This window comes from Pedobacter sp. 22163, from assembly GCF_052045595.1.
In the GTDB taxonomy this organism is placed as follows: Bacteria; Bacteroidota; Bacteroidia; order Sphingobacteriales; family Sphingobacteriaceae; genus Pedobacter.
In genome coordinates, this window is sequence record NZ_JBQEPM010000007.1 from 317,550 (window position 1) to 342,347 (window position 24,798).

The 24,798-nt window shown below is 38.7% G+C and carries 11 protein-coding genes; 6 read left to right on the forward strand and 5 right to left on the reverse strand.

Features of this window, described 5'->3' with window-relative positions:
* The first annotated feature begins 44 nt into the window (after positions 1-44).
* The 3 genes from ACTJKN_RS19435 to ACTJKN_RS19445 are packed head-to-tail and all read left to right on the forward strand — an operon-like array spanning position 45 to position 8,404.
* Positions 45-5,075 carry a translocation/assembly module TamB domain-containing protein gene (locus ACTJKN_RS19435; RefSeq protein WP_440827381.1) on the forward strand — a complete coding sequence of 1,677 codons (5,031 nt, stop codon included), beginning with the start codon at positions 45-47 and terminating at the stop codon, positions 5,073-5,075.
* Entirely contained in the window at positions 5,059-7,374 is a 2,316-nt protein-coding gene (gene tamL, locus ACTJKN_RS19440) for a translocation and assembly module lipoprotein TamL (protein ID WP_440827382.1), read from the forward strand. The genes ACTJKN_RS19435 and tamL overlap by 17 nt, the downstream gene beginning before the upstream one ends.
* 7 nt (positions 7,375-7,381) lie before the next feature.
* Positions 7,382-8,404, forward strand: a complete 1,023-nt coding sequence (locus tag ACTJKN_RS19445; protein WP_440827383.1) for a YihY/virulence factor BrkB family protein — start codon at positions 7,382-7,384, stop codon at positions 8,402-8,404.
* Between the two features lie 393 nt (positions 8,405-8,797).
* On the opposite strand, the gene ACTJKN_RS19450 is transcribed toward ACTJKN_RS19445, so the two are convergent.
* Positions 8,798-10,669, reverse strand: a complete 1,872-nt coding sequence (locus tag ACTJKN_RS19450) for a DNA topoisomerase IV subunit B (RefSeq protein WP_440827384.1) — start codon at positions 10,667-10,669, stop codon at positions 8,798-8,800.
* A 417-nt stretch (positions 10,670-11,086) separates the two neighbouring features.
* Between ACTJKN_RS19450 and ACTJKN_RS19455 the strand changes: the two genes are divergently transcribed.
* Together ACTJKN_RS19455 and ACTJKN_RS19460 are read left to right on the forward strand one after the other, a co-directional pair.
* A complete protein-coding gene (locus tag ACTJKN_RS19455; protein ID WP_440827385.1) occupies positions 11,087-12,424 on the forward strand; it encodes an APC family permease in 1,338 nt (445 codons plus the stop codon).
* Between the two features lie 242 nt (positions 12,425-12,666).
* On the forward strand, positions 12,667-14,001 hold the full coding sequence (locus ACTJKN_RS19460; RefSeq protein ID WP_440827387.1) for an MFS transporter: 1,335 nt from the start codon (positions 12,667-12,669) through the stop codon (positions 13,999-14,001).
* A 68-nt stretch (positions 14,002-14,069) separates the two neighbouring features.
* On the opposite strand, the gene ACTJKN_RS19465 is transcribed toward ACTJKN_RS19460, so the two are convergent.
* The gene (locus ACTJKN_RS19465; RefSeq protein WP_440827388.1) at positions 14,070-15,782 is read right to left on the reverse strand and encodes a RagB/SusD family nutrient uptake outer membrane protein; all 1,713 of its coding nucleotides are present in this window, start codon (positions 15,780-15,782) and stop codon (positions 14,070-14,072) included.
* 15 nt (positions 15,783-15,797) lie between these two features.
* Complete coding sequence (locus ACTJKN_RS19470; RefSeq protein ID WP_440827390.1) at positions 15,798-19,028, reverse strand: SusC/RagA family TonB-linked outer membrane protein; 3,231 nt, start codon at positions 19,026-19,028, stop codon at positions 15,798-15,800.
* 601 nt (positions 19,029-19,629) lie between these two features.
* Here ACTJKN_RS19470 and ACTJKN_RS19475 point away from each other — a divergent pair.
* Positions 19,630-20,931 carry a DEAD/DEAH box helicase gene (locus ACTJKN_RS19475; RefSeq protein ID WP_230144741.1) on the forward strand — a complete coding sequence of 434 codons (1,302 nt, stop codon included), beginning with the start codon at positions 19,630-19,632 and terminating at the stop codon, positions 20,929-20,931.
* Positions 20,932-21,099: 168 nt separating this feature from the next.
* On the opposite strand, the gene leuS is transcribed toward ACTJKN_RS19475, so the two are convergent.
* Complete coding sequence (gene leuS, locus ACTJKN_RS19480) at positions 21,100-23,928, reverse strand: leucine--tRNA ligase (RefSeq protein WP_440827392.1); 2,829 nt, start codon at positions 23,926-23,928, stop codon at positions 21,100-21,102.
* A gap of 255 nt (positions 23,929-24,183) precedes the next feature.
* On the reverse strand, positions 24,184-24,612 hold the full coding sequence (locus tag ACTJKN_RS19485) for a hypothetical protein (RefSeq protein WP_440827393.1): 429 nt from the start codon (positions 24,610-24,612) through the stop codon (positions 24,184-24,186).
* Between the last annotated feature and the right edge of the window lie 186 nt (positions 24,613-24,798).

Genomic DNA, 24,798 nt, shown 5'->3' on the forward strand with positions numbered 1-24,798 from the left:
TTGTATTATTTAGTAAAACATGCCTTAAAATTAATTTTAATGGCATGCTTTTGGCATTTATCAAACACCAAACACGCTTAGCTTTGAATAAATACGTACGCAAAAGTCTAAAAATTTTATTGTGGGTAATTGCTTCCATCATCATTTTGGTTGTTGGTTTGGCGCTATCTTTAAATATTCCGGCAGTTCAGAATTTTGTTAAAGACAAAGCTATAAACTACCTTAAAAACAAAACCAAAACAGAGGTAAGTTTAGAGAGCATTAAAATTGCGCTGCCAAAAGATGTGGTTTTGAACAAATTTTATATTGAAGACCGTAAGGGCGATACCTTATTATATGCTGAAAAACTTGCGGTTGATATCAGCTTATTCAAACTGTTAAAAAATACCATCGAGATCAATAATATTGAGCTAAAAAATGTACGCGCCAATGTGAAGCGCATCACTCCCGATACAACATTCAATTTTTCATTTCTGGTTGATGCCTTTGCAAGCGATCAGAAAAAACCAGACGAAAAAGTAAAAAAAGATACCACCTCTACCCTTAAATTTTCTGTCGATAAAGTTTCATTTGAAGATATAGGCATCAACTATCGTGATGACGTGGCAGGCAATGATGTGAAATTGTACCTGGGTGCCTTTAAAACCAAAATCAAAGATTTCGATTTGGCCAATCAGCATTACGTAATTAAAGAATTAAGTTTAGTGAACACTTCTTTACGTTATCTGCAGCAAAAACCATTGGTTCACCTGGTGCAGCACATTACAAACAGTGTTGATAGCAATGAGAAAGAACAGGGCAAACTGCCATTGATAGAAGTGCAGAACTTCATTTTTAGTAAGGTAAAGGTAAATTACGATGATCAGTTATCGACTACCAAAGCCGTTGCCGATGTAAACGATCTGGGCCTGGTGAACCTGAAAGTAGATTTAACCAACAGTAAATATGCTGTTGATGATGCACATTTAAATAAATCGAATATCATTTTTGCTTTTAAACCTGCACCAAGCAATGATTTAAAGAAAGTTAAAGATACAGTAGTTCCCGAAAAATCGACTTTGGGTTTAATTATTAAGAACATCAGTTTGGCCGATAACAATGTACAATTTGATAATCTTGGGGCAAAACCTGTCACTAAAGGCATGGACTTTAACCACCTAAAAATTAACCAGCTAAACTTAGGCGCAAGTGATGTAAGTTATAGCGCCGCTGGTATAAAAGCCAATGTTAAAAATGGATCGTTAAAGGAAAAAAGCGGCTTTGTGTTGGATCAATTGAGAGGCGATGCGGTGTATAACGACAAACAGATCAAACTGAGCAATTTCATTCTAAAAACGCCCAACACCTCAATTGAAAATGCTACAGAGCTAAATTTTACGTCAATGGAGGATTTAACCAAACATCCTGAACGCGTAAAATTGAATTTGGCCTTTAAGAACACCACCATCGGCCTAAAAGATGCTGTTTTTTTCAGCGATGCCATTCCAGCAAATTACCGCGATGAAAAAATAAAACTAACAGCAGATGTTAATGGCTATCTGAATAACCTGAATATTCCAAAACTGCAGATCAGTGGGTTAAAAAATACGCAGATAGATATCAGTGGTAAAGCGAAAGGCCTACCTGATATCAAAAAAACCTATCTCGATTTAAATATCAAAAAGTTTCATCTAACCAAAGGAGATATTTTGGTGGTAGTACCCAAAAAATCTCTGCCACCTACGATCGAATTGCCAAATGTAGTTGATGCGAAAGGCACATTTAAGGGTTCAATGACCGATTTCAACACTAACCTGAACATCAACACCGATATGGGTGGTGCGGTTTTGGTAGCAGGCATGAAAGGACCAAAAGGTAAAGAAAGTTATAAAGCCGACATTAACTTAAACAATTTTAACGTAGGCAGGCTATTAAAAATGCAGCCCAAACTGGGTAGGATTTCAGTTAAGGCAAATGTGGCAGGCACAGGACTCGATCCTAAAAAAATTAATGCAAAGTTTAACGCCAAAGTGATTAGTGCTTATTATAACAAATACACTTACCGCAATTTAAATCTTGCCGGGAATTACAGCAATCAGAACATCAGCATTAAGAGTAACATGCCCGATAGCAATGCCAACTTTAATTTAGATGCTAAAGTGAATCTGGCAGGAAAATATCCTGCTGTAAAAGCCAACTTAAACTTAAAGCAGGTAAACCTGCAGGCATTAAACTTTAGTCCAACGGTATTAAGTGCAGCAGGTATAGTTAAAGTAGACCTCGCTACCGCCGATGCTGACTATTTAAATGGATCGGTTGATATTACGGGCTTACAATTGGTAAAAGACAAACAAAAAATCAATGTAGATACGATTTCCATCCGGGCTAAATCAACCGCAACAGAAAACGAGCTGACCTTAAGATCTGAAATACTATCAGCAAAAATTGATGGCAAATACCAGCTCACCAAAGTCGGCGATGCCATTATCAATGAAATTAATAAATACTACGCCTTTGGTACCGTTGCTAAAGTTCCTGATCAAAGGTTAAGGTTTTTTGTACAGGTTTATGATTCGAAATTGTTAAAGGAGTTTGTACCCGAGTTAACCGTATTCAAGCAATCGCAGTTTTATGGATTGATCGATACGCAAAAAGATAGCCTTCAGATTAAAGGCAATTTCCCACAGGTAGTGTATGGCGATTTCAAGGTAGATACCACCGTGTTAAACATCAATAACGACAATAATAAATTAGACTATAGTTTAACCGTTAAGAGTCTTCAAAGTCCGGCCATTGCGCTTTTCAATACAGAAGTAAGTGGCGATGCTTCAAATAATAATTTAGGCGTTAACATCTTCCTGCGCGATAGACAGCTTAAAAATAAATATGTAATTGGGGGTACTTTCCAATCGATTAATAAGGATTTCAAATTCACTTTAGATCCGCAAAAACTATTGCTCGATTATCAAAAATGGGTAGTTTCGCAAGATAATTACATCCAGTTTGGTGCATCAGGCATATTGGTTAACCAGTTCCAGATCAGTAACAGCGGTCAATCGCTTTCCATCAACAGTAATCCTACCGAACCAAATGCGCCCTTGGCAGTAGAATTTAAAGATTTTCAGTTAGAAACTTTAACCAAATTTGCAGAAACCGATACCACATTGATTGGTGGCCGTTTAAATGGAACGGCGAATGTTAAAGATTTGGCCAGCACACCAAAATTCGAGGCAAATTTAACCATCGATCAGTTGCGTTATCAAAAAGATCAACTGGGCACTTTACGCCTGGCCGTAAACAACAATACCGAAAATGCCTTTGAGGTAAATGTTGCCTTAACCGGCGTGCACGAGTTAAGGGTTAACGGCTTTTATTATACTGCACCGGAAAGCGCTTTAGATCTTACGGTAAACATAGATAAGATTGAAATGAAAAACATCGAAAGTTTATCTGCTGGTCAGCTTAAACGTGGTACCGGGACCTTAACAGGAGCATTAACGGTTAAAGGTGCACTAACAACTCCAAAAATACTGGGCGATTTAACTTTCAATAATGCAGGCTTTAATGTGGCTTATGTAAATTCATATTTCCGTATGCCTAACGAAAAAATCTCATTCACAAACGAAGGCATCAGTTTTAACAATTTTACACTGCTTGATTCCTTAAACCAGAAAGCAACCGTAAACGGAAAAGTTTACACCACCGATTTTAAAAATTACCGTTTTGGTTTAGATATCAGAATGAACAATTTCAGGGCTATTAATTCGACCGCAGTTGATAATGATATGATTTACGGGACGGTATTCTTAACCAGCAATATTAAAGTACGCGGAGATTTAAACCAGCCTGATGTAAACATGAATATCAATGTGAACAAAGGCACGAAATTCTTCTTCGCATTGCCTTCAAGTGACCCAGCGATTATTGATCAGGAAGGTATAGTGCAGTTTATTGATGCCGATGCACCTCCTTTTAACGGACAAAAAGCTTTAAAGGTTGATAGCATCAGTAAATCACCAATTAAAGGCCTAAACCTCGTAGCGGCTGTAAAAGTAGATCCAGAGGCCGAACTGAATGTGGTTGTGGATGCATCTACTGGCGATAATTTAAAAGTTAGGGGCGACGCAGATTTAAATGTAACGATGGATCCAAGCGGTAAAATCAGCATGACCGGTCGCTATGAAATAGTTGATGGTTCATACAATTTAACGCTGGCTGTTGTAAAAAAAGAATTTAAGCTGGTTAAAGGCAGTACCATTGTGTGGACAGGTGAACCTACTTCAGCTACTGCAAATATTACGGCTTTATACGAAGTTAACGCTGCGCCTATCGATCTCTTAAATCAGCCAGATCTTTACGAAGCCAGAACCAAATTGCCTTTTCAGGTTTATTTGATGATAAAAGGCGAATTATTAAAGCCAACTATCTCATTTAAGCTCGATCTGCCGGAAAATGAACGTGGCGCTTTAAATGGCCAGGTTTATACTAAATTGATTAATGTAAACCGTGATGAAAGTGAGTTGAACAAACAGGTTCTTTCTTTACTTGCTCTAAACAGGTTCATTGCCAATAATCCTTTCCAAAGTTTGGCCGGCGGTGGCGGTGGTGTTTCTACCCTTGCCCGCTCAAGCGTAAGCAGACTGTTAACCGAGCAATTGAATAATCTAACTTCCGATTTGATTCAGGGCGTTGACCTTAACTTCGGCGTAAACTCATCTGAAGATTATTCAACGGGCTCGATGCAGCAAAAAACGGATCTGGAGGTTGGCCTATCTAAAAAACTGCTAAACGACAGGTTAACCGTTAGCGTAGGAAGCTCTTTTGCTTTAGAAGGACCACAGGCACCAGGAGAAAAATCGACCAATATTGCCGGAAATGTAAATGTTGAGTATGCACTTTCTGCCGATGGACGGTACCGCTTAAGGGCTTACCGCAGAAATCAAAACGATATGATTATACAGGGACAGATTGTTGAAACAGGTTTAGGCTTTACGCTGGTGGTAGATTATAATAAGTTTAGAGAGATATTTCAAAAGAAAAGAATTAGAAGAATAAGAAACATTGAACAGAAAGCACAAGATGAGAAAACTAACTAGACCGCTTTTATTTTTATTGGCCTGTTTAGTTTGGGCGGCTTGCAGCAGTACCAAATCGTTAAAACCAGGACAGATTTTGTATACCGGTGCCGAGGTAAAAATCAATCCAGACTCATCAGGGAAAATTGATAATGAAAAACAGATTAAAACCGATCTGGAAGCCAAAACAAGACCACGTCCCAATAAGTCGATTTTGGGTATAAAATATAAGCTTGGCATTTACAATCTTGCAGGAGAACCCAAAAAGCCAAAAGGCTTTAGAAATTGGCTACGCAGGCAAGGGGAAGCGCCAGTGTTATTGAACGATGTAAAACTGAAATACAATAATGATGTATTATCGAGTTATCTTATTAGTGAAGGCTATTTACAGGCAACCGTTACCGGCGATACCGTTGTAAAAGAAAAAAAAGGTAAGGCCATTTATACTGCAGTTACCGGGCAGCGGTATAAAATCAACAAAATTAATTTTCCTCCTGATACTGGCGCACTCACAAAAATCATTAATGCCAACAAAGATAAAACCTTGTTAAAAGTTGGCGATTACTATGATATCGACACTTACAAAAATGAACGGATCAGGATTGATAACGACTTAAAAGAAAATGGCTATTTCTATTTCAGTCCCGATTATTTAATTATGCAGGTAGATAGCACCATAGGTAAAAATCTGGTTAATGTTTCGGTTAAAGTAAAAGACATTGCTCCTGATGCAGGATTAAAACCTTATACCATTAAAAACATTAACATCTACCCTAACTATTCGTTAAGGAGGGATAGTACATTAAGAAAACTTAAGCCACTCCAGTATAACGATTTCAATATATACGATGACCGGAACACTTTTAAACCAAGGCTTTTTGACCGTTTGGTATTTTTTCAAAAAGGTGAGCGCTATAATCGCAAAGATCATAACCAATCGTTAAACCGAATGGTAAATGTGGGTGCCTTTCAGGATGTAAGGGCCGAATTTTTACCCGTTGATAGTTTCAAAAACAATCAGCTCGACCTGAATATCTATTTAACCCCTTTAAAGAAAAACTCACTTACCTTTTCGGTTGTAGGAACGAGTAAATCGAACAATTTCGTTGGTTCGGAGGTTAAAGTAACGCAAACCACCAGAAACTTGTTTAGAAATGCAGAACAATTAGATTTGAGTGTTAGTGGTGGTTTCGAAACGCAAACTAAAGGAACTTCTTTAGGCAAAAACTCCTTGTCATTAACTGCCGAAGGAAAACTGACCTTCCCCAGGTTTATTGTTCCCTTTTACAAACCGAATAGCACCAATGCTTTCATCCCGAAAACCATTGCCTCGCTTTCTTACCAGATGTTAAACCGTGGTTCTGAATATACTTTACATGCATTTAAGGGGCAGTACGGTTACAACTTTAAGGAAAATTTGTACAAGGAGCATAATTTCAATCCTATTTCAATAAGTTATGTATCAACCAGTTTTCCTGATACAACCGTAGAAAAAAATATATACATACAAAACCCATTATTAAGAACCACCTTAGAAAGTCAGTTTATTATTGGCAGTAACTATAATTTCACCTATACCAACCAGATGGAAGATAGCCGAAGAAATAACACTTATTTCTTTGGAGGGTTAGAAACCGGGGGTAATGTTTGGGGCCTGTTTACCCCTAAGGACGAAAATGGCCAACGATCTATCTTTAACAGACCATTAACGCAGTTTATCAGGGCAGAAGCCGATTTAAGGGATTATTTTAAAATCACCAGAAACTTAATCTGGGCAAACAGGCTAAACTTAGGTTATGGTTATGCTTACGGCAACTCTACCTCACTCCCATTTGTTAAACAGTTTTTTGCAGGCGGCAGTAACGATATCAGAGCCTTTCCAGCCAGAACTTTAGGCCCGGGTACCTATAAAGTTCCAGATGATGCAATTTTTGCCGATCAGGGTGGTGATATTAAGTTAATGTTGAACTCAGAACTGCGTTTTAAAATAGTGAGTGTACTTTATGGAGCATTGTTTGTAGATGCCGGAAATATCTGGTTGAGGAAAGAAGATCTTGGTGAACCTGGCAAACCTGAAACGGCAAGACTTGGATCTGGCTTTAAGCTAAAAAATGCTTTTAACGAGTTGGCCGTGGGTACCGGTGCGGGTTTACGGGTAGACGTCAGCATTTTTGTAGTACGCTTAGATGTGGCTTTCCCTGTACGTAAACCTTATTTACCAGAAGGACAAAGATGGGTGTTCGATGATATCGCCTTCGGTAGTAAGGATTGGCGTAAACAGAATTTAATTTTTAACATTGGGATAGGATATCCGTTTTAATTTTTCTATGAGAGTTATCCATAAGATTAAACATTTCTTCATTGCACTTTATCATCTTTTCGTTGCTGCCGGAAAAGGTTTTGTAGAAGATAGGGTAACTAAATTGAGTGCTTCGCTTGCCTATTACACCATTTTTTCACTTACCCCACTCATCATTATCATGCTATCTGCCGCTACCCTATTTTTTGGCGACAAAAGGAATGAGGAAACAAGAGGTCAGTTTTATGGGCAGGTTACCAAAATGGTTGGCAATGAGGCAGCTACACAAATTCAAGGTTTTGTAGAACATGCCAACAAATCCGGGCAATCTACCATTGGTTTAATTATTGGGATTGGCACATTGATTATTGGTTCAACCGCTATTTTTATTGAGATACAAGATAGTATCAACATGATCTGGAAAGTAAAGGCTGTGCCCAAAAAAGGCTGGATAAAAATGCTTTCTAACAGATTATTGTCTTTCTCTTTAATTGTTTCGATGGGCTTTCTATTGCTTGTTTCTCTGGTGGTTAACACCGTAGTAGTGGGTTTGGGTTCTAAATTAGGCCAGCTACTTTCGCAAAGTAAGATAGATGACGTAATCCCTGTTGCAAACGATACAATGGCCATTCTAATTTATATTTTAAACAATGTAATAACCCTTGCTGCCGTTACAGCTGTATTTGCTGTTATATTTAAAGTATTACCTGATGTTATCATCCGATGGAAATCGGCAATAATCGGTGCCTTATTCACCGCTGTTCTCTTCAGTTTAGGTAAATACCTGATCGGGATTTATATCGAAAAAGGTAACCCGGGTTCGGCCTTTGGCGCAGCCAGTTCGATCATCGTTATTTTATTATGGATTTATTATACCTCGATTATACTCTACTTCGGCGCTGAATTTACACAAGCCTATGCCGAAAAGTATGATAATGGCATTTCACCAAGTAAGTATGCCGTATTTACAAAAATTACCATCGTAGAGAAAAAAGTAGATGTATTGCCACCTCAACACCCGGAAGATACGGTGAATGTCCCTAAAGCGTAATGAATGACAGATTCTCCACAAATCGTCATTTCGACCACAGTGGAGAAATCTTTGAACTATCCAATAAACATAATTCAAAGATCTCTCCACTCCGCGTTGCTTCGGTCGAGATGACGCTGATTTTTTAGACGCATAAACCAAGGCACAACAAGATAGATGCTGAAACAAGTTCAGCAGGAAGCCACGATTGATCTAGCAATTAGCCAAAACGCGATTGTCATCCTGAGCGGAGTCAAAGGATCTTTCGAAAATGCGGCCTTAAGATTTCCGCTCAGGCGGGAATTTAAGGCTATAAAACGGTTATAACCAAGGAAGTCAAGCTTTAAAAAGCTTGACTTCCTATTTGTGTCGTAGAGAAAAGCTGGTTCGTGATGACACGAACCAAGGATATTTCTAAGCTACTTCTTCAGTAATCACTTTTGGTTGTTCAGTCACCTCATCCTTTTCTACCCTTAGGTTACGGATGATGTGCTGTTGCCTATCAGGCGTATTTTTCCCCATGTAATATTCCAGCAAACTTTTAATCGTTTGATCTTTCAAAATAACGGGGTCTAACCTGATGTCTTTCCCGATAAACAAACCGAATTCATCAGGAGAAATTTCTCCCAAACCTTTAAATCGGGTAATTTCTGGTTTATTGCCCAGTTTTTCGATCGCATTTTTACGTTCTTCGTCACTATAGCAATAAATCGTTTCCTTTTTATTTCTTACCCTGAAAAGCGGCGTTTGTAGAATATACACATGGCCTGCTTTTACCAGATCAGGAAAAAACTGAAGGAAGAAGGTCATCATCAACAAACGGATGTGCATACCATCCACATCGGCATCTGTTGCAATTACAATATTGTTATAATGAAGCCCTTCTAAACCATCTTCGATATTTAAAGCATGTTGTAGCAGGTTAAATTCTTCATTTTCATAAACCACTTTCTTGGTAAGCTCATAACAGTTAAGCGGCTTACCCTTCAAACTAAACACCGCCTGGCAATCTACATCGCGCGATTTTGTGATCGAACCCGATGCCGAATCTCCCTCGGTAATAAACAAGGTTGTTTCGTAACGTTTCTCGTGTGTGGTATTAAAATGCACCTTACAATCGCGCAGTTTTTTATTGTGTAAAGAGGCTTTTTTCGCCCTATCGTTTGCCAGTTTTTTAATGCCTGCAATGTCTTTACGCTCGCGCTCCGATTGCATAATTCTTTTCAACAAGGCATCAGCAACATCCGGATTTTTATGCAGGTAATCATCCAGTTCTTTTTTAACAAAATCGTTGATAAAAGTAGCTACCGATGGTCCTTCCGGTCCCATATTTTGCGAACCTAATTTTGTTTTGGTCTGCGATTCGAAAACGGGTTCTTGTACACGCACAGAAATTGCTGCTATAATGGATGAACGAACATCGGCCGCATCAAACTCTTTTTTGAAAAACTCCCGAACGGTTTTCACTACAGCTGCCCTAAAAGCAGCCTGGTGTGTACCACCCTGTGTGGTGTGCTGTCCGTTTACAAATGAATGGTAATCTTCACCATATTGCTGGCCATGGGTCATCGCAATTTCGATATCCGGTCCAATCATGTGGATAATTGGGTAACGAATTTCTTCTGGCTTATTAAACTTAGAAAGCAGGTCATAAAGACCCCTTTCTGAAAAATATTTCTGGTTATTAAAATTTACGGTTAAGCCTGTATTTAAGAACACATAGTTCCATACCATACTCTCAACAAAATCAGGAATGTAATGGTAGTTCCTGAAAATGGTTTCGTCCGGATAAAAAGTAATTGCCGTACCATTGCGTTGAGTGGTATCGATAATTGGCTGCTCATTTACAATTTCCCCTTTAGAAAATTCTACTTTTTTCGTTTTTCCATCTCGGTACGACTGCACCATAAAACTGGTAGAAAGTGCATTTACAGCCTTAGTACCTACCCCATTTAAACCAACAGATTTCTGGAAAGCATTGCTATCGTATTTACCACCGGTATTGATCTTGCTTACGCAATCGATTACCTTGCCCAGTGGAATGCCACGACCGTAATCACGTATATTTACCTTTTGTTCGGAAACAGTAATTTCGATGGTTTTTCCGGTACCCATTACAAACTCATCGATCGAATTATCTACAATCTCTTTTAGTAAAACGTAAATACCGTCATCCTGTGCAGAACCATCGCCAAGTTTACCAATGTACATCCCCGGACGAAGCCTGATGTGCTCTTTCCAATCTAATGAACGGATACTATCGTCGTTATAAATTACTTCTGCCATACTGTATTTATCTGTTCTTCAATGAAAAACCCTGCATTTTTTGGTTTGCAAAGCAATGAAGAATTTGTAGAAATAATCCTGATGATTGAAATAAAAATATTCTCAAAACGTTCTTCAGAATTATTATACAATAATAGATTTATTCTGTGAGGCTCGCAAAAGAAAATTTCCACATGTAAACAATGGATGGCGAGTGGTTCATTAGTTCATTAGCCATTGGTTCATTTGCTTACGTGTTTAGTTGCCTCTGAAAACTGCCAATTGGTAATTGCTAACTGATTATTGTTCATCGTCTCTTTTTCATCTTACATCCCTCATTCAATCATTCTCTCCATCAATCATTCTCTCCATCAATCATTCTCTCCATCAATCATTCAAATTTCCCTATCTTCAACCCAATATTCATAATTCTACTTAATGCAACAAAAGAAGCAACTTTCGCTATTCGATTTATCCATGATTGTGGTGAGTTTGGTTATTGGCATGGGCGTTTTCCGTACGCCAGTAAACGTAGCAGCTAAGGCACAAATTCCCGAACTGTTTTATTTGGCCTGGTTTATCGGTGGTTTTGTAGCCTTTTGTGGTGCGTTAACTTATGCCGAAATTGGTTCCCGTTTTCCGGTAACAGGAGGATACTATAAAATATTTTCAGCAGCTTATCATCCATCCATTGCCTTTGCCATTAATTGTATTGTGATCATTTCAAGTGCAGCATCCGTAGCGGCTATTTCGATTATTGGTGCAGAATACCTCAGTAAAATTATTTTACCTGTTGATAAACAGAATGAAACTTATCGGGTAGCTATAGCCATTACCACCATTTTGGTGTTTTATTTCATTAATCTGTTAGGCTTAAAAGCGAGTTCTAAAACGCAAAATGTGTTAACGGTAATTAAAATCGGAATGATTTTAACACTCATCTGCGCTGTATTTTTCGGCGGACAAACACAAACCGTTACCCCAATTTTCAAAACAGCAATGGGTGCTTTACCAACCTGGTCTGATTATGGAAAAGCCTTAGGCTTGTGTTTAATTGCGGTTTCTTTTTCTTATGCAGGTTATGCGCAGACCATCAACTTTGGTGGCGAAGTTAAAGAAGCCAAAAAAGTAATTCCACGTTCCATTATTATCGGCTTAACCATTATTGTAATTCTTTATCTGACCATCAACTATGTATATGTAAAGGTGATCGGCTTCGAAGAATTAAAATCAGCAGAAAGCATAGCCGCGATATTGGCTTCGAAGATATTTGGCCCTGCCGGATTTAATGCTCTTTCTGTAATTATCTTTTTCTCGGTAATGGGCTATGTAAATGTAAACCTGCTGAGCAATCCCAGAGCAATGTTTGCCATGGGCGAAGAAGGAGCCCTGCCAAAAATATTTAGCAGGATGAACAAAAAAACAGAGGTAATTACCATTAGCTTAACCGTTTTTACAATAATTGCTGTGGTAATTATTTTTTATGCCAAAACGTTCGACAAGATTTTAAACTATACTATTTTCTTAGAAAGCATTAGCATGGCCAGTTCGGCAGCTACGATTTTCATCCTCCGGAAAAGAACGGCACATCTTGATAAAAAAACCATCTATACTGTTCCTTTATATCCTATATTGCCTATAATTTTTATTGCTGCTTATACTTTCGTGGCCTTTAGCATTTATGCCGACGACCCTAATGCGGCACTTAATGGTTTATATATTTTTGTTGGCTTTCTGGTAATCTATTTTGCAAGCAGATGGTTTAATAAGAAATAATGTTCGCGGATCGTCAACTTGATTGGTAACCACGCAGTGCTCATCGAAGATAATCCTAATGCAATAAGCTTTAAGATTCCCGCCTGCGCGGGAATGACGCCAGATCTTTGCAATTTGCTAAGGGCATAACCTGATTGGAATGAACAAGAAGCGCAACGGAATAAAATGGAAAGCAGGACTGATTTAACCGATTAACACAGAAACCTGCTTTACAAAAAACATAAAAGAACTTAAAATAATTAATGAACAAAACACTCTCCTTAAAACAAGAAATTGCTTACGCTGCTGGTATGATTGGTTGGAGCACGATGACAAACATTATCATCGTAATGCTTCCCTATTTCTATCTTCCCCCGAGCAACGCTGGCCTGCCACCCTTGGTACCGCAACTCGTTTTATTGGGTGCATTTAATATCCTTTCTATTATTGCCGCTTCAGGAAGATTGGTTGATGCCATTTACGATCCGTTTATTGCTTCGAAAAGTGATGCATGCACCAATAAAAACGGTCGCAGAATGCCCTTTATGAAATGGGCAATTGTTCCTGCTATGCTTTTTTGCGGACTGGTTTTCTATCCAATTCAAAAGACCGAGAGCCTGCATAATGCCTGGTGGTTAACCATCACACTTTGTTTATCTTTTGTATCGGTTACTACTTATATTATTCCATATAACGCGCTGCTGGCCGAAGTAACCAACACACCAAAGCAAAAAGTTAAGTTATCCAGTTATCAGCAGGTTGGTTTTGTAATCGGAATCATTTTATCGGCCTGTACCAACAACTTTGCCGATCTGGTTGAGGCTCATTTTCATGTAGCCAACCGCAGCGAAGCCATTCAGATTGCGATATGGGGTTTGTGTATCTTATCCGGACTGGTGATGTTATTGCCGATTTTTTTCATCAACGAAAAGGAATTCTCGGCTGGGAAGCCTACCCATATACCCTTATGGCCAGCAATTAAAAGCACCTTTAAAAACAACAATTTTAAATATTACCTGATATCTGATTTCGCCTTTTATACGGCCCTGAGTATTATTTCAAGCGGTTTATTGTTTTTCTGTACGGTTTTATTGGGCCTGCCAGAATCGGAAGGCGGAAAGTTTATGGCTGCCATGGTTTTTGCGTCCTTGCTATTTTACCCGTTAGTTAATTTCGGTTCGGCTAAAATCGGCAAAAAACCTTTTGTATTACTTGCGTTTGGCGTGTTGTGCTTAATCTTCGTCACCATTTTCTTTTTAGGCAAATTACCATTTGGTCCACATACACAGATTTACATCCTGGTACTATCCGCTTCGTTTCCATTAGCGGCACTTGGCATTTTACCAACGGCTATTTTGGCGGATATTGCCCAAAGAGATACCTTAAAAACAGGCGAAAACCACGAAGGCATGTTCTTCGCAGTAAAATACCTTTTTGTAAAACTTGGGCAAACATTGGGTATTGCTATTTTTGCCATGCTTACCATTTACGGTAAGGACCCCGGTAACGATTTCGGATTACGATTGAACGGAATTGTAGGCTTCGCACTTTGTTTGATTGCGCTGTTGTTTTTTAGCAGGTTTAAGGAGGAGAAATAATCCGTCCGAAAAAAAAACGCATGGATGGCTGATGCCTGTCCATGCGTTTTAATTTAAGCAAATTAGAATTAATAACCCGGGCTTTGTTTTAAGGTACCGTTACTTCTATCAATCTGATCTTGCGGTAAAGGAAAATAATCATCTCTGGTTTCGATGGTAATGCCTTTTAAGTAATTGAAGTACCCACCTTCAAAAGAAAAATAACTTTCCAGCGTTTGTTTTGCTACACCCCAGCGTACCAGATCGAAGAAGCGATGACCTTCCAATGCCAACTCTAACCTGCGTTCGAAACGCACCGCATTTCTTGCATAGGCATCATTCGGAAATGAAGTATACTGGCTAACTTTGTAAGCCGCCGCCGGAGCCCCATTTATATCCCGGGGGGTAATTTTAGCAGCACGGGCCCTTACTGCATTAACCAATATTAAAGCTCTTCCCAAATCGCCTTTTTCCACTGCACATTCTGCCGCCATCAGGTAAACATCAGCTAAGCGGATCAGGTTTACGTTTAATCCGGTTACATTGGAACTGCCTGGGGCTGTCCCACTCGAAATCTGCGAAGCATCAATGGTATTCTTAACAGCCAGGAAAGGACCACCATTGCTGGCGTCGCGAATCCAGGTATCACCAGGCATTAAACCCCAATCGCGATATGGAACGCCACGTCTTCCTATTGTCGATTCAATTCGTGGATCTAAAGGTAAAGTTTGATCTACTGCATAATTTGTTTTATCCGTTCCGGTTAATCCATAATCAGATTTATATGGATTAGTACGATAGCTGCCGTCCAGTAGTGGTAAACCAAGGGCATTTACCCTAAAGGAGTTGGCCAGGTCTATAGTTGGCTGGAAGAAACCACAACAGTTAATCGGCGCATTACCGTACGGGAAGTTAAGCATATCACCTACATTACCATTATCACCGCCTGTGCCATCAGTTCCAACTGAATGTTGAACAGACATAATGGTTTCTGGTCCGTCTTCTTTGGTAATGTCAAAATTATCGGTATAAGGCATATCAACCAGGCTTGGTTTCGCCAAAATTACGGCATTCAACAAATCGTATGCTTCAGGATATTTCTTTTGATATAACAGTACCTTTCCGAGATAAGCCTGAGCGGCATATTTATCTACCCTACCTTTTTGATTTTTTGGTTTGGTTGTACTTAAATTGGCTACAGCAAACTGAAGATCATCTACAATATTAGGATAAATGTCTTTATCATTAGGAACAAAAGCACCACTATTGGCCTCGGTAACATAAGGAACCATTTTAAATATACGAACCAAAAAGAAATAATAATGTCCACGTAACAATCTAGCTTCACCTTGAATTTCTTTTGCACGGGCATCATCAAATTTGGCCGACCCTGAACCTGCCTGTAAGCTAGCGAGCACTTTTAAAGTACGGTTACAGCGTTGAATTCCTTCAAAACATCTAGTCCAGATATTCGATAAATTATCATTTGTACTGGTTGGCGCATGCTGTTCAATGGCATTCATAGGCGGCTGATCTCCTGTGCTACTCCCTTTATGGGCATTATCAGATGCAACCTCGCCAAATAACCATTGGCTTGGTGCTGCACCATAATTACCCCAAGTTCCGTCTAAATTGCCATTAAGTAAACTATAGGAGCCTATTAAAAGTCCTTCAACTCCCTCCTGGCTCATTAACTGTTCTTCGGTGAGTTCGCCCTGCGGTTGCAATGCTAAAAATTCCTTCTTGCAGGAAAAAGTACTGCAAATTAATAAGGAAAGAAGAATATATTTTATATGTTTCATTTTGATAAATTTTAATTAAAATCCAACATTAATACCTATTAAAAACTGACGTGGTGAAGGGTAAACACCCTGATCTACTCCTGGAGCAGAGAAGCCATCTACAATTTGACTTATTTCCGGATCCAATCCTGTGTATTTAGTGATGGTAAATACATTGGTTGCACTAACATACACCCTAATCTTACTGATGCCAGAATTTGGTCCAAAAGCTTTAGCTGTTGGGATGGAGTAGCCAATCTGCAAATTTTTCAACCTTAAAAAACTTCCGTTTTGAATGTAATAACTCGAAGAAGCAAACTCCAGATCGGAGGCTCCGGCATAAGCAGAAGGAATCAGGCTTGATGTATTGCTTGGACTCCAGGCATCAAGTAATCTAACACTTTTTGCTCCATCAAAGGATGGGAAATCTGTAAAATAGCGCGTAGCTTCAAATATGTCATTTCCTTTTACACCATATAAGAAAGCTGAAATATCAAAATTCTTGTAAGATGCGTTCAAATTTATACCATAGGTAAAATCAGGATGTGGACTTCCAATAATGGTACGGTCTTTTGGATCAATAATACCATCACCATTAATATCCTGATAACGTAATCCACCAACCCTGGCACCCGAATAAGAAGGGTTATTCTGAATATCGGCAGTACTCTGATAAATTCCTGCAGTTTTATATCCAAAAAACGAACCCAGTGGCGCACCTTCTTGTAAAACACTGGTTTGTAAGCTCCTATAATTGCCATAAACCTGATTGAGAATACCTGGTGCCAACCTTACGATCTTATTGTTATTTTTTGAGAAATTTGCACCAATATCAAATTTAAAAGGGCTATCAGCGCTTCTTCCATAATGATAAGCGACATTAAATTCAACCCCTTTATTACTCATATCACCAATATTTACAAAAGGAGAACTTCCCATTCCTACAATGCTTGCCGGTAGCGGTACCGGGTAAAGCATATCTGTCGTTTTTTTGTTATACCAATCTATTGATCCATCAACAGCTCCGCCTAACAAAGTAAAATCAAGACCAATATTTAGGGAGTTTACAGCTTCCCATTTTATATCAGGGTTTTGATAGGCATTTTGTCGCACACCCGTTGTAAGACCATTACCGCCACCAAGCGCATAAGCTGAATTAACAATAGAACTTTGAAATCTATTGACATATTGATACCCCGGTATCCGTTGGTTTCCGGTCTGTCCGTATCCAACACGAAGTTTCAAATCGCTAATCCATTTGATACTTTTCATAAACTCCTCTTCCGATAACCGCCAAGCCGCACTTGCTGCCGGAAAATTACCGTACTTATTAGCAGAACCGAAATTAGATGAACCATCCCTACGGATAGTAAAACTGGCGAGATAACGATCATTAAAGGAATAATCAAGCTTTGCAAACACCGAGAATAGTGACCCTATTGCTCCGGTACTCGCATTGCTGATGTTTGAAGAACCTGTATTCAAATAATAATAATCCGGATTTCCCAAAAGAAAGAAATCATTTCTTCCTCCAGTTAATTGTCTGGTTCTGGATCTGATTGCCTCCGTACCAATTAATGCATTTAAACTGTGTTTTTCAGCAAATTTTTTGTTATAATTTAAAGTATTGGTCCAGGTCCATTCTGTATTATATCCTTGGATTTCGCTTAAATTATTTGAATTATTGCCTTCCGAGAATTCCAAATTTGGATAACGCATAGATAAGCTATTGTAATTCTCGTAACGTATCCCAAAATTGGTTTTTAATACTAAACCCGGAATAATATCACCCTCACCGAAGATATTCCCAAAAAAGAAGTTGTTTTTATTAACATTATCCTTTGCCCTGAATAGAAATGCGAGTGGATTCTCTGCGTTTCCCAACTGACTACCACGGCTACCGGCAAAGTTTCCGGCAATGTCATAAACAGGGATAATTGTTGGGATCCGGTATGCCCATCCTAAAGCACTTCCCTGATCCTGATAACCACCGGGAGTATTTGGGTTAACGCCAAACCCAACACCTTCAGAGTAACTATATTGTGCATTTTCTCCGAAACGCACCCTTTTATTAAAAGCAGATATTGTGGTATTCGATCTAAAACTATAACGTTTAAAACCTGTGTATTTTATCGTTCCTTTTTGGTTCAGGTAACCGGCACTAATAGAATAGGTTGCATTGTCTGAACCACCCAGCGCACTAAGATTATAATTCTGAACTGGTGCAGATTCGGTTATCTCATCAAACCAATTGGTGCCTTGCTTATTTGCTTTTGTAATCTGATAAAACAGATTTGGATCACGGCTATAGTTGTACTTAGAAGGATCGGCATCTGCAGCAGTAACATTCTGACCAAGTTTTAAACCTGCCACCAAATATTCGGGCAATACCGGTACTGTACCCGAACCATAGTTATCTCCAGCGGCAACAGGCTTTCCGGCATTGGTATACCCATTAAATACATATTGTGCATATTGTTGAGGATTCATCATTTGTGGGAAGCTATTTTTTCTTGGCGACTGTGTGCCATAGTAAGAATCGAGCGTAATTTTTGGTGCTCCAGCCAATCCTTTTTTAGTGGTAATGATTACCACACCATTATTTGCTCTTGAACCATAGATCGAAGCTGAAGAAGCATCTTTCAATACTTGCATGCTTTCGATATCATTCTGGTTAAGCCAGGATAGTTTTCCCTCAAACGGAACTCCATCAATTACATAGAGTGGGTCATTGTTATTAATGGTACTAAAACCCCGGATTCTGATTTGTGGTGTTGAACCGGGAGCCCCGTCATTTACAATTTGTACGCCTGTTGCTTTTCCCTGCAACGCTTCTACAGCACTTGCGGCTGGCTGGGCCTTTAACAGTTCCATGCTTACTACAGCCACAGAGCCAGTTAAATCTTTCTTCCGCTGAGAAGAATAACCAGTTACAACAACCTCCGTAAGGTTATTATTGTTGGCTTGTAATACAATTGAAACGTTGGTTTGGGTACCCACTGTTACTTCTTTACTGCCATAACCTACAAAGGAGATAACCAACACATCAGTAGGTTTTACGCTTAGTGAGAAGGCGCCATTTTCATCAGTAGAGGTACCACCGCTACCATTTTTAATTTTGATAGTGGCACCTACCACAGGCAGTTTATCATCACTGGCAATAACTTTACCAGTGATTTTTGATTGGGCCATTGCGCAGAGGGCAAATAACATCCCCAAACACAAGAGAAGAAAGCTCCTCTTGATACAAGATAGATTTTGTTTCATAGGTTATAAATGATTAGGTGAAATAATGCGTACTCAATACAACTGATGTACTTCTAGGTTAATGAACTTAGCAGTATCAGGTTATCTCCGTCTGTTATGACGGGGCGTTTAAGTGGTTTAGTTTTTTGCTGGATTATGCCAATGCACAAAAAAAAGCAGGCATGCAAGAAGAATGGATTTCTCCTGAAAAGTAGTAGATTTTTTCTCATAAGTAAGTGGTTAGATAGGTTGTTAGGTATTTTTATTGATGATTTACATAATGATCTTTTTTAGTTAAATAATGAATTAGTGTATAATCTACACTTGATTAAAAATAAATATACATATAAAAATATTAATACTACAAAAAAATACATGCACAAATAGACTATAAAACACTAACTAAAAGGATTAATGCATTTGATCAATAACAAACAAGTGTAATAAATAACGATTTGAGGTTACATTTATCAAATTGTAAATTCTCATACTTTTTTTTGTATCTTTGCCGCCGAAGCAGGAATAAGGGCTTGCCATTCTGAATGGCATATTCTCTCCGCAAGTTAGTCCTTCAACAATTGATTGTTCTAGCTTCTTCGATAAATATTACACAGAAACATACATGTTATTCAAAGAATTAAACCTCATTGAGCCAATTTTAAAGGCCCTTGAGACCGAAGGTTATACACAACCAACACCAATACAGGAGCAATCCATCCCAACAATATTAAAAGGTAAAGATTTATTAGGCTGCGCGCAAACCGGTACCGGAAAAACCGCTGCCTTTGCCATCCCAATGTTGCAGTTATTGCACGAAAAGCACATCAATACCAAGGCAACCAAAAACATAAAGGCTTTAATTTTAACGCCAACACGTGAGCTTGCCATCCAGATTGAAGAGAGTTTTAAAGCTTACGGCCGTCATTTAAATTTACGCCATTTAGTAATTTTTGGTGGTGTAAACCAACACTCGCAGGTAGAAGCTTTAAGAAAAGGCGTTGATATTTTAGTTGCAACACCAGGCCGTTTATTAGATTTAATGAACCAGGGTTTCATTAGCTTAAACACTATCGAACTTTTCGTATTAGATGAAGCCGACCGTATGCTCGATATGGGATTTATTCACGATGTGAAAAAAGTGGTGGCTAAATTGCCTGCAAAACGCCAGACTTTATTTTTCTCGGCTACCATGCCAGATGAAATCCAGAAGTTGGCAAATACGATTTTATCTAGTCCGACAAAAGTAGAGGTTACCCCGATTTCTTCTACTGCCGAAACGATTGTTCAATCGGTTTATTTTGTAGACAAACCTGATAAAAAGAAATTATTGATCCACCTTCTTGAGGATAAAAAGATCGAAACTGCTTTGGTTTTTACCCGTACTAAACATGGTGCAGACCGCATTGTTAAGGATCTGGCCCATGCTGGTATTAAAGCTGCTGCCATTCACGGCAATAAATCGCAAAATGCCAGACAAAGGGCATTAACTGATTTTAAAGATAGAAAAATCCGCGTTTTGGTAGCTACCGATATTGCTGCACGTGGTATTGATATTGATCAGTTATCGCACGTTTTCAATTTCGAATTGCCGAATATTCCTGAATCTTATGTACACAGAATTGGCCGTACAGGCCGCGCTGGTGCAAACGGGATTGCCATTTCTTTCTGCGATGCAGAAGAAAACGAATACTTATTGGATATCCAGAAACTGATTAAAATTACACTTCCGGTTGTTGATGATCATCCTTATCCTTTAAGCTGGGAAAGTATGCTGGCCAAAAACCAGGTTAAACGTAAACCACAAGCCCAATCTAAAGGCGGTGGTGGTGCTAAAAAAGGTGGCGATGGCAATATGAGCGGCAAACCACGCAACGCCAGCAACAACAGAAGATTTGGTGGAAACAGAAAAAGAGGCGAAAGATAAAAAAGGTAGAAGGTTTAAGGCAGGAAGGCTTAAGGTCTGAAAACCCAATTCCCCAATAATTTTCAACAAAAACCCCCATCTGCAAAATGCAAATCGGGGTTTTATATTTCTGACCTAAGGCAAGCGCAAGGAAAACCCTCTACCCTAAACCTTCCGCCTTTTACCTCCTTAAACAACTACATTAATAATCTTTCCTTTAACAAAAATGATCTTTTTGGTTGGTTTTCCATCTAAGAATTTCAGGAATTGCTCATCAGCCAATAAAATGCTTTCCACCTCTGGCTGGGCTAAAGTTAAGCTCAAATTCAGGTTCATTTTCATTTTACCATTAATTGAAACCGGATAAGCAAACTCATCTTCTACCAAATACTCAGGCTTAAATGTCGGGAAAGCCGTGTACGATAAAGTTCCGGCTTCATTACCCAACAACACCCAAAGCTCTTCGCAGATATGTGGCGCATAAGGTGAAAGAATAATCACCATATCTTCCAAAATCTGGCGGTTTTTGCATTTCAGATCGGTTAACTCGTTTACTGCAATCATGAAACTCGATACAGAAGTATTGAACGAGAAACGCTCGATATCATCCTGCACCTTTTTAATGATTTTATGCAGCGATTTTAATTCGGCTTTTGTAGGTACAGCATCGTTTACATGGAAAGCCCATTCTTCGTTATGAAATAAACGCCAGAATTTACGCAAGAACTTAAATACGCCTTCAATACCATTCGTATTCCAGGGTTTACTCTGTTCTAACGGACCTAAGAACATTTCGTACATCCGCAAAGTATCAGCACCATAACGTTCAATCAGATCATCGGGATTAACCACGTTGAATTTTGATTTCGACATTTTCTCTACTTCAACACCACAGATGTATTTCCCGCCTTCAAGAATAAATTCTGCGTTGGCATATTCTTCTCTCCAGGCTTTAAACTTAGCGATGTCTAAAGTGTCGTTTTCAACAATGTTCACATCAACGTGCAATGCCGAGGTTTTATATTCTTTTCTTAATCCAGCTGATACATAGGTATTGGTAGGCTTTCCGTTCTCATCGTTAATGCGATAAACAAAATTACTTCTACCCTGAATCATCCCCTGATTGATCAGTTTTTTGAAAGGTTCTTCTTCTTTGGTATAACCCAAATCTTTCAAAAATTTATTCCAGAAACGGCTGTACAATAAGTGACCAGTTGCATGTTCAGAACCACCAATGTACAAATCCACATCTTTCCAATATTCAACAGCTTCTTTTGAAGCAAAATCGTTATTGTTATTGGCATCCATATAACGGTACCAGTACCAGCTGCTTCCAGCCCAACCTGGCATGGTGCTTAATTCGTAATGTCCGCCATCTTTTGGAACCCAGTCTTCAGCCCTCGCCAAAGGTGGTTCTCCCGTTTCTGTCGGTAAATATTTATCAATTTCAGGAAGCAACAATGGCAATTCTTCTTCTTTTACCAAATAAGGCAATCCATCTTTAAAGTAAACCGGAATCGGTTCACCCCAATACCGCTGGCGACCAAAAATCGCATCACGTTGGCGGAAGTTTACTTTTGCTTTCCCTACTTTCTCTTCTTCCAACCAGTTATTCAAAAATGGAACAGCTTCTTTATATGTCATTCCGTTTATGAAACCAGAATTAATGTATTTTCCTTCTTTGGTTGGATCTGCCTGAACATCAATATCCTTTTGTCCATCCAAAATCTGGATAATCGGTAAATTAAAATGTGTGGCAAATAACCAATCGCGTTGATCGCCGCTCGGAACGCCCATTACGGCACCAGTTCCGTAACCTGCCAACACATAGTCGGCAATCCACAACTGCACGCGTTCGCCACTTACAGGGTTAATTACATACGTACCCGTAAAAGCACCAGATACCGTTTTGGTATCGGCCATACGGTCTAATTCTGATTTCTTTTTAGTTAAGGCGATGTAGTTTGCAATATCCTCTTTTTGTTCAGGAGTAGTTAATTCAGCAACCCACTCATGCTCTGGAGCTAAAACCAGGTAAGAAACCCCAAAAACGGTATCTACTCTGGTGGTAAAAACCTCTATATATTTTTCAGTTTTCAGTTTGGAGTTTTCAGTATCTTCAACTGTTAACTGTGAATTGTCAACTGCAAACTTTACAGATGCTCCAACACTTTTACCAATCCAGTTGCGCTGCATTTCTTTAATCGGTTCTGGCCAATCGATGGTATCTAAACCTTGCAAAAGTCTGTCAGAATAAGCGGTAATCCGCATGCTCCATTGCATCATTTTCTTTTGCTCAACGGGAAAACCGCCACGCTCAGAAAAACCATCTTTAACTTCATCATTCGCCAAAACGGTTCCTAAAGCCGGACACCAGTTTACAGTACTCTCGCGAAGATAAGTTAAGCGGTATTTTAACAATTCAATCTGTTTCTCTTCGTCGGTAAAGGTTGCCCAATCGCTCGGCATAAATTCTTTAGTATCTTCATCACAAACTGCTTTAACGTCAGCTGTTCCAGAAGCATTGAATTTTTCGATCAATGTGGTAATATCTTCTGCCCTATCGTTTTCGATATTGTACCACGAGTTGAACAACTGCATAAAAATCCACTGTGTCCATTTATAATAAGATGGCTCACTGGTGCGCACCTCTCTGCTCCAATCGAAAGAAAAACCAATTTGGTCTAACTGCCTGCGGTAGGTTGCAATGTTTGCCTCAGTGGTAATAGCGGGGTGCTGTCCGGTTTGTATGGCGTACTGCTCTGCCGGTAATCCGAACGAATCATATCCCATTGGATGCAATACATTGAAGCCTTTAAGGCGTTTATATCTTGAAAAAATATCTGATGCAATGTAACCCAGTGGGTGACCAACGTGCAGGCCTGCTCCTGATGGATAAGGAAACATATCTAACACATAATATTTTGGTTTATCAGAATTGCTTTCGGCTTTAAACGTTTGATGATCTGCCCAAAATTTCTGCCACTTTTGTTCTATTTCTTTGAATTGGTAATCCATTGCAAGTTTTAAATTTTTAAAGGGGCAAAAATACGGAAATTAAGGGGCTTAAAAAAGGAGATTAATGATAATATTTTGCCAGCAGAAATGCAGAATTAGAAGAGGTTAAGGGTAAAACATCGGTGCCTTTGTGTAGTCAGATGTTACCATCTGACTATCGATTACTTAAATAAGGGAATATCCGAGGCCACCACGAAAAAATGCGCCATTGATGTTAAAAACCAATGGCGCAGCAAATAATCGGGAATTAAGATCTTATCTCGATAAAGAATATACTTTAGTAACGTTTGTTTTATCAATTTTAGCAGTAAACTCTAATTTGTTTGCAGTAATACTGTTTATTTTACAAAAATTTAATCCATCATTAATATCCATACTGAACTGATCAGAGTAAATAATTACATAAGTTCCGATTGTTCTGTTACCCGATAAACTCAGTTCTACCTGATCATCGTTATTTGATTTATAGTCAACATAATCACTTGTTGTACCATAGGTAACAGTCCCATTAATCTTTTTTGGATCTTTCAATGTTTCTTCAGCAGTATAACCAGAAGTTACTATTTTATTTAATGTCCATCGGCCTAACATTTGGGCTTTTAATGAAGTATCATCTTTTTTGCAGGAAATAATTGTAGAGGCGATAAGTAAGAATAGGCTTAGAATAGTAATTTGTCTTTTCATAGTAAATTTAGTTTTAAGATATCCATAATTAACGCCGTTTCAACAAATTTCGTACCGCGTTTTCAGAAAAAGTAAATTTAATTAAAGAATTAATACTCAAACTAAAAGCAAAAGCTTTCCGTTAATATTCATTTAGCAATCATTAATTGGTGTTTATCAGGTATAATTTATATTTTCGCAGAAACA

What these genes read in the sequence shown, in the direction of transcription:
- ACTJKN_RS19435 (WP_440827381.1), top strand. Translation starts at nt 45, where the DNA reads ATGCTTTTGGCATTTATCAAACACCAAACACGCTTAGCTTTGAATAAA.
- tamL (WP_440827382.1), top strand. Translation starts at nt 5,059, where the DNA reads ATGAGAAAACTAACTAGACCGCTTTTATTTTTATTGGCCTGTTTAGTT.
- ACTJKN_RS19445 (WP_440827383.1), top strand. Translation starts at nt 7,382, where the DNA reads ATGAGAGTTATCCATAAGATTAAACATTTCTTCATTGCACTTTATCAT.
- ACTJKN_RS19450 (WP_440827384.1), bottom strand. Translation starts at nt 10,669, where the DNA reads ATGGCAGAAGTAATTTATAACGACGATAGTATCCGTTCATTAGATTGG.
- ACTJKN_RS19455 (WP_440827385.1), top strand. Translation starts at nt 11,087, where the DNA reads ATGCAACAAAAGAAGCAACTTTCGCTATTCGATTTATCCATGATTGTG.
- ACTJKN_RS19460 (WP_440827387.1), top strand. Translation starts at nt 12,667, where the DNA reads ATGAACAAAACACTCTCCTTAAAACAAGAAATTGCTTACGCTGCTGGT.
- ACTJKN_RS19465 (WP_440827388.1), bottom strand. Translation starts at nt 15,782, where the DNA reads ATGAAACATATAAAATATATTCTTCTTTCCTTATTAATTTGCAGTACT.
- ACTJKN_RS19470 (WP_440827390.1), bottom strand. Translation starts at nt 19,028, where the DNA reads ATGAAACAAAATCTATCTTGTATCAAGAGGAGCTTTCTTCTCTTGTGT.
- ACTJKN_RS19475 (WP_230144741.1), top strand. Translation starts at nt 19,630, where the DNA reads ATGTTATTCAAAGAATTAAACCTCATTGAGCCAATTTTAAAGGCCCTT.
- leuS (WP_440827392.1), bottom strand. Translation starts at nt 23,928, where the DNA reads ATGGATTACCAATTCAAAGAAATAGAACAAAAGTGGCAGAAATTTTGG.
- ACTJKN_RS19485 (WP_440827393.1), bottom strand. Translation starts at nt 24,612, where the DNA reads ATGAAAAGACAAATTACTATTCTAAGCCTATTCTTACTTATCGCCTCT.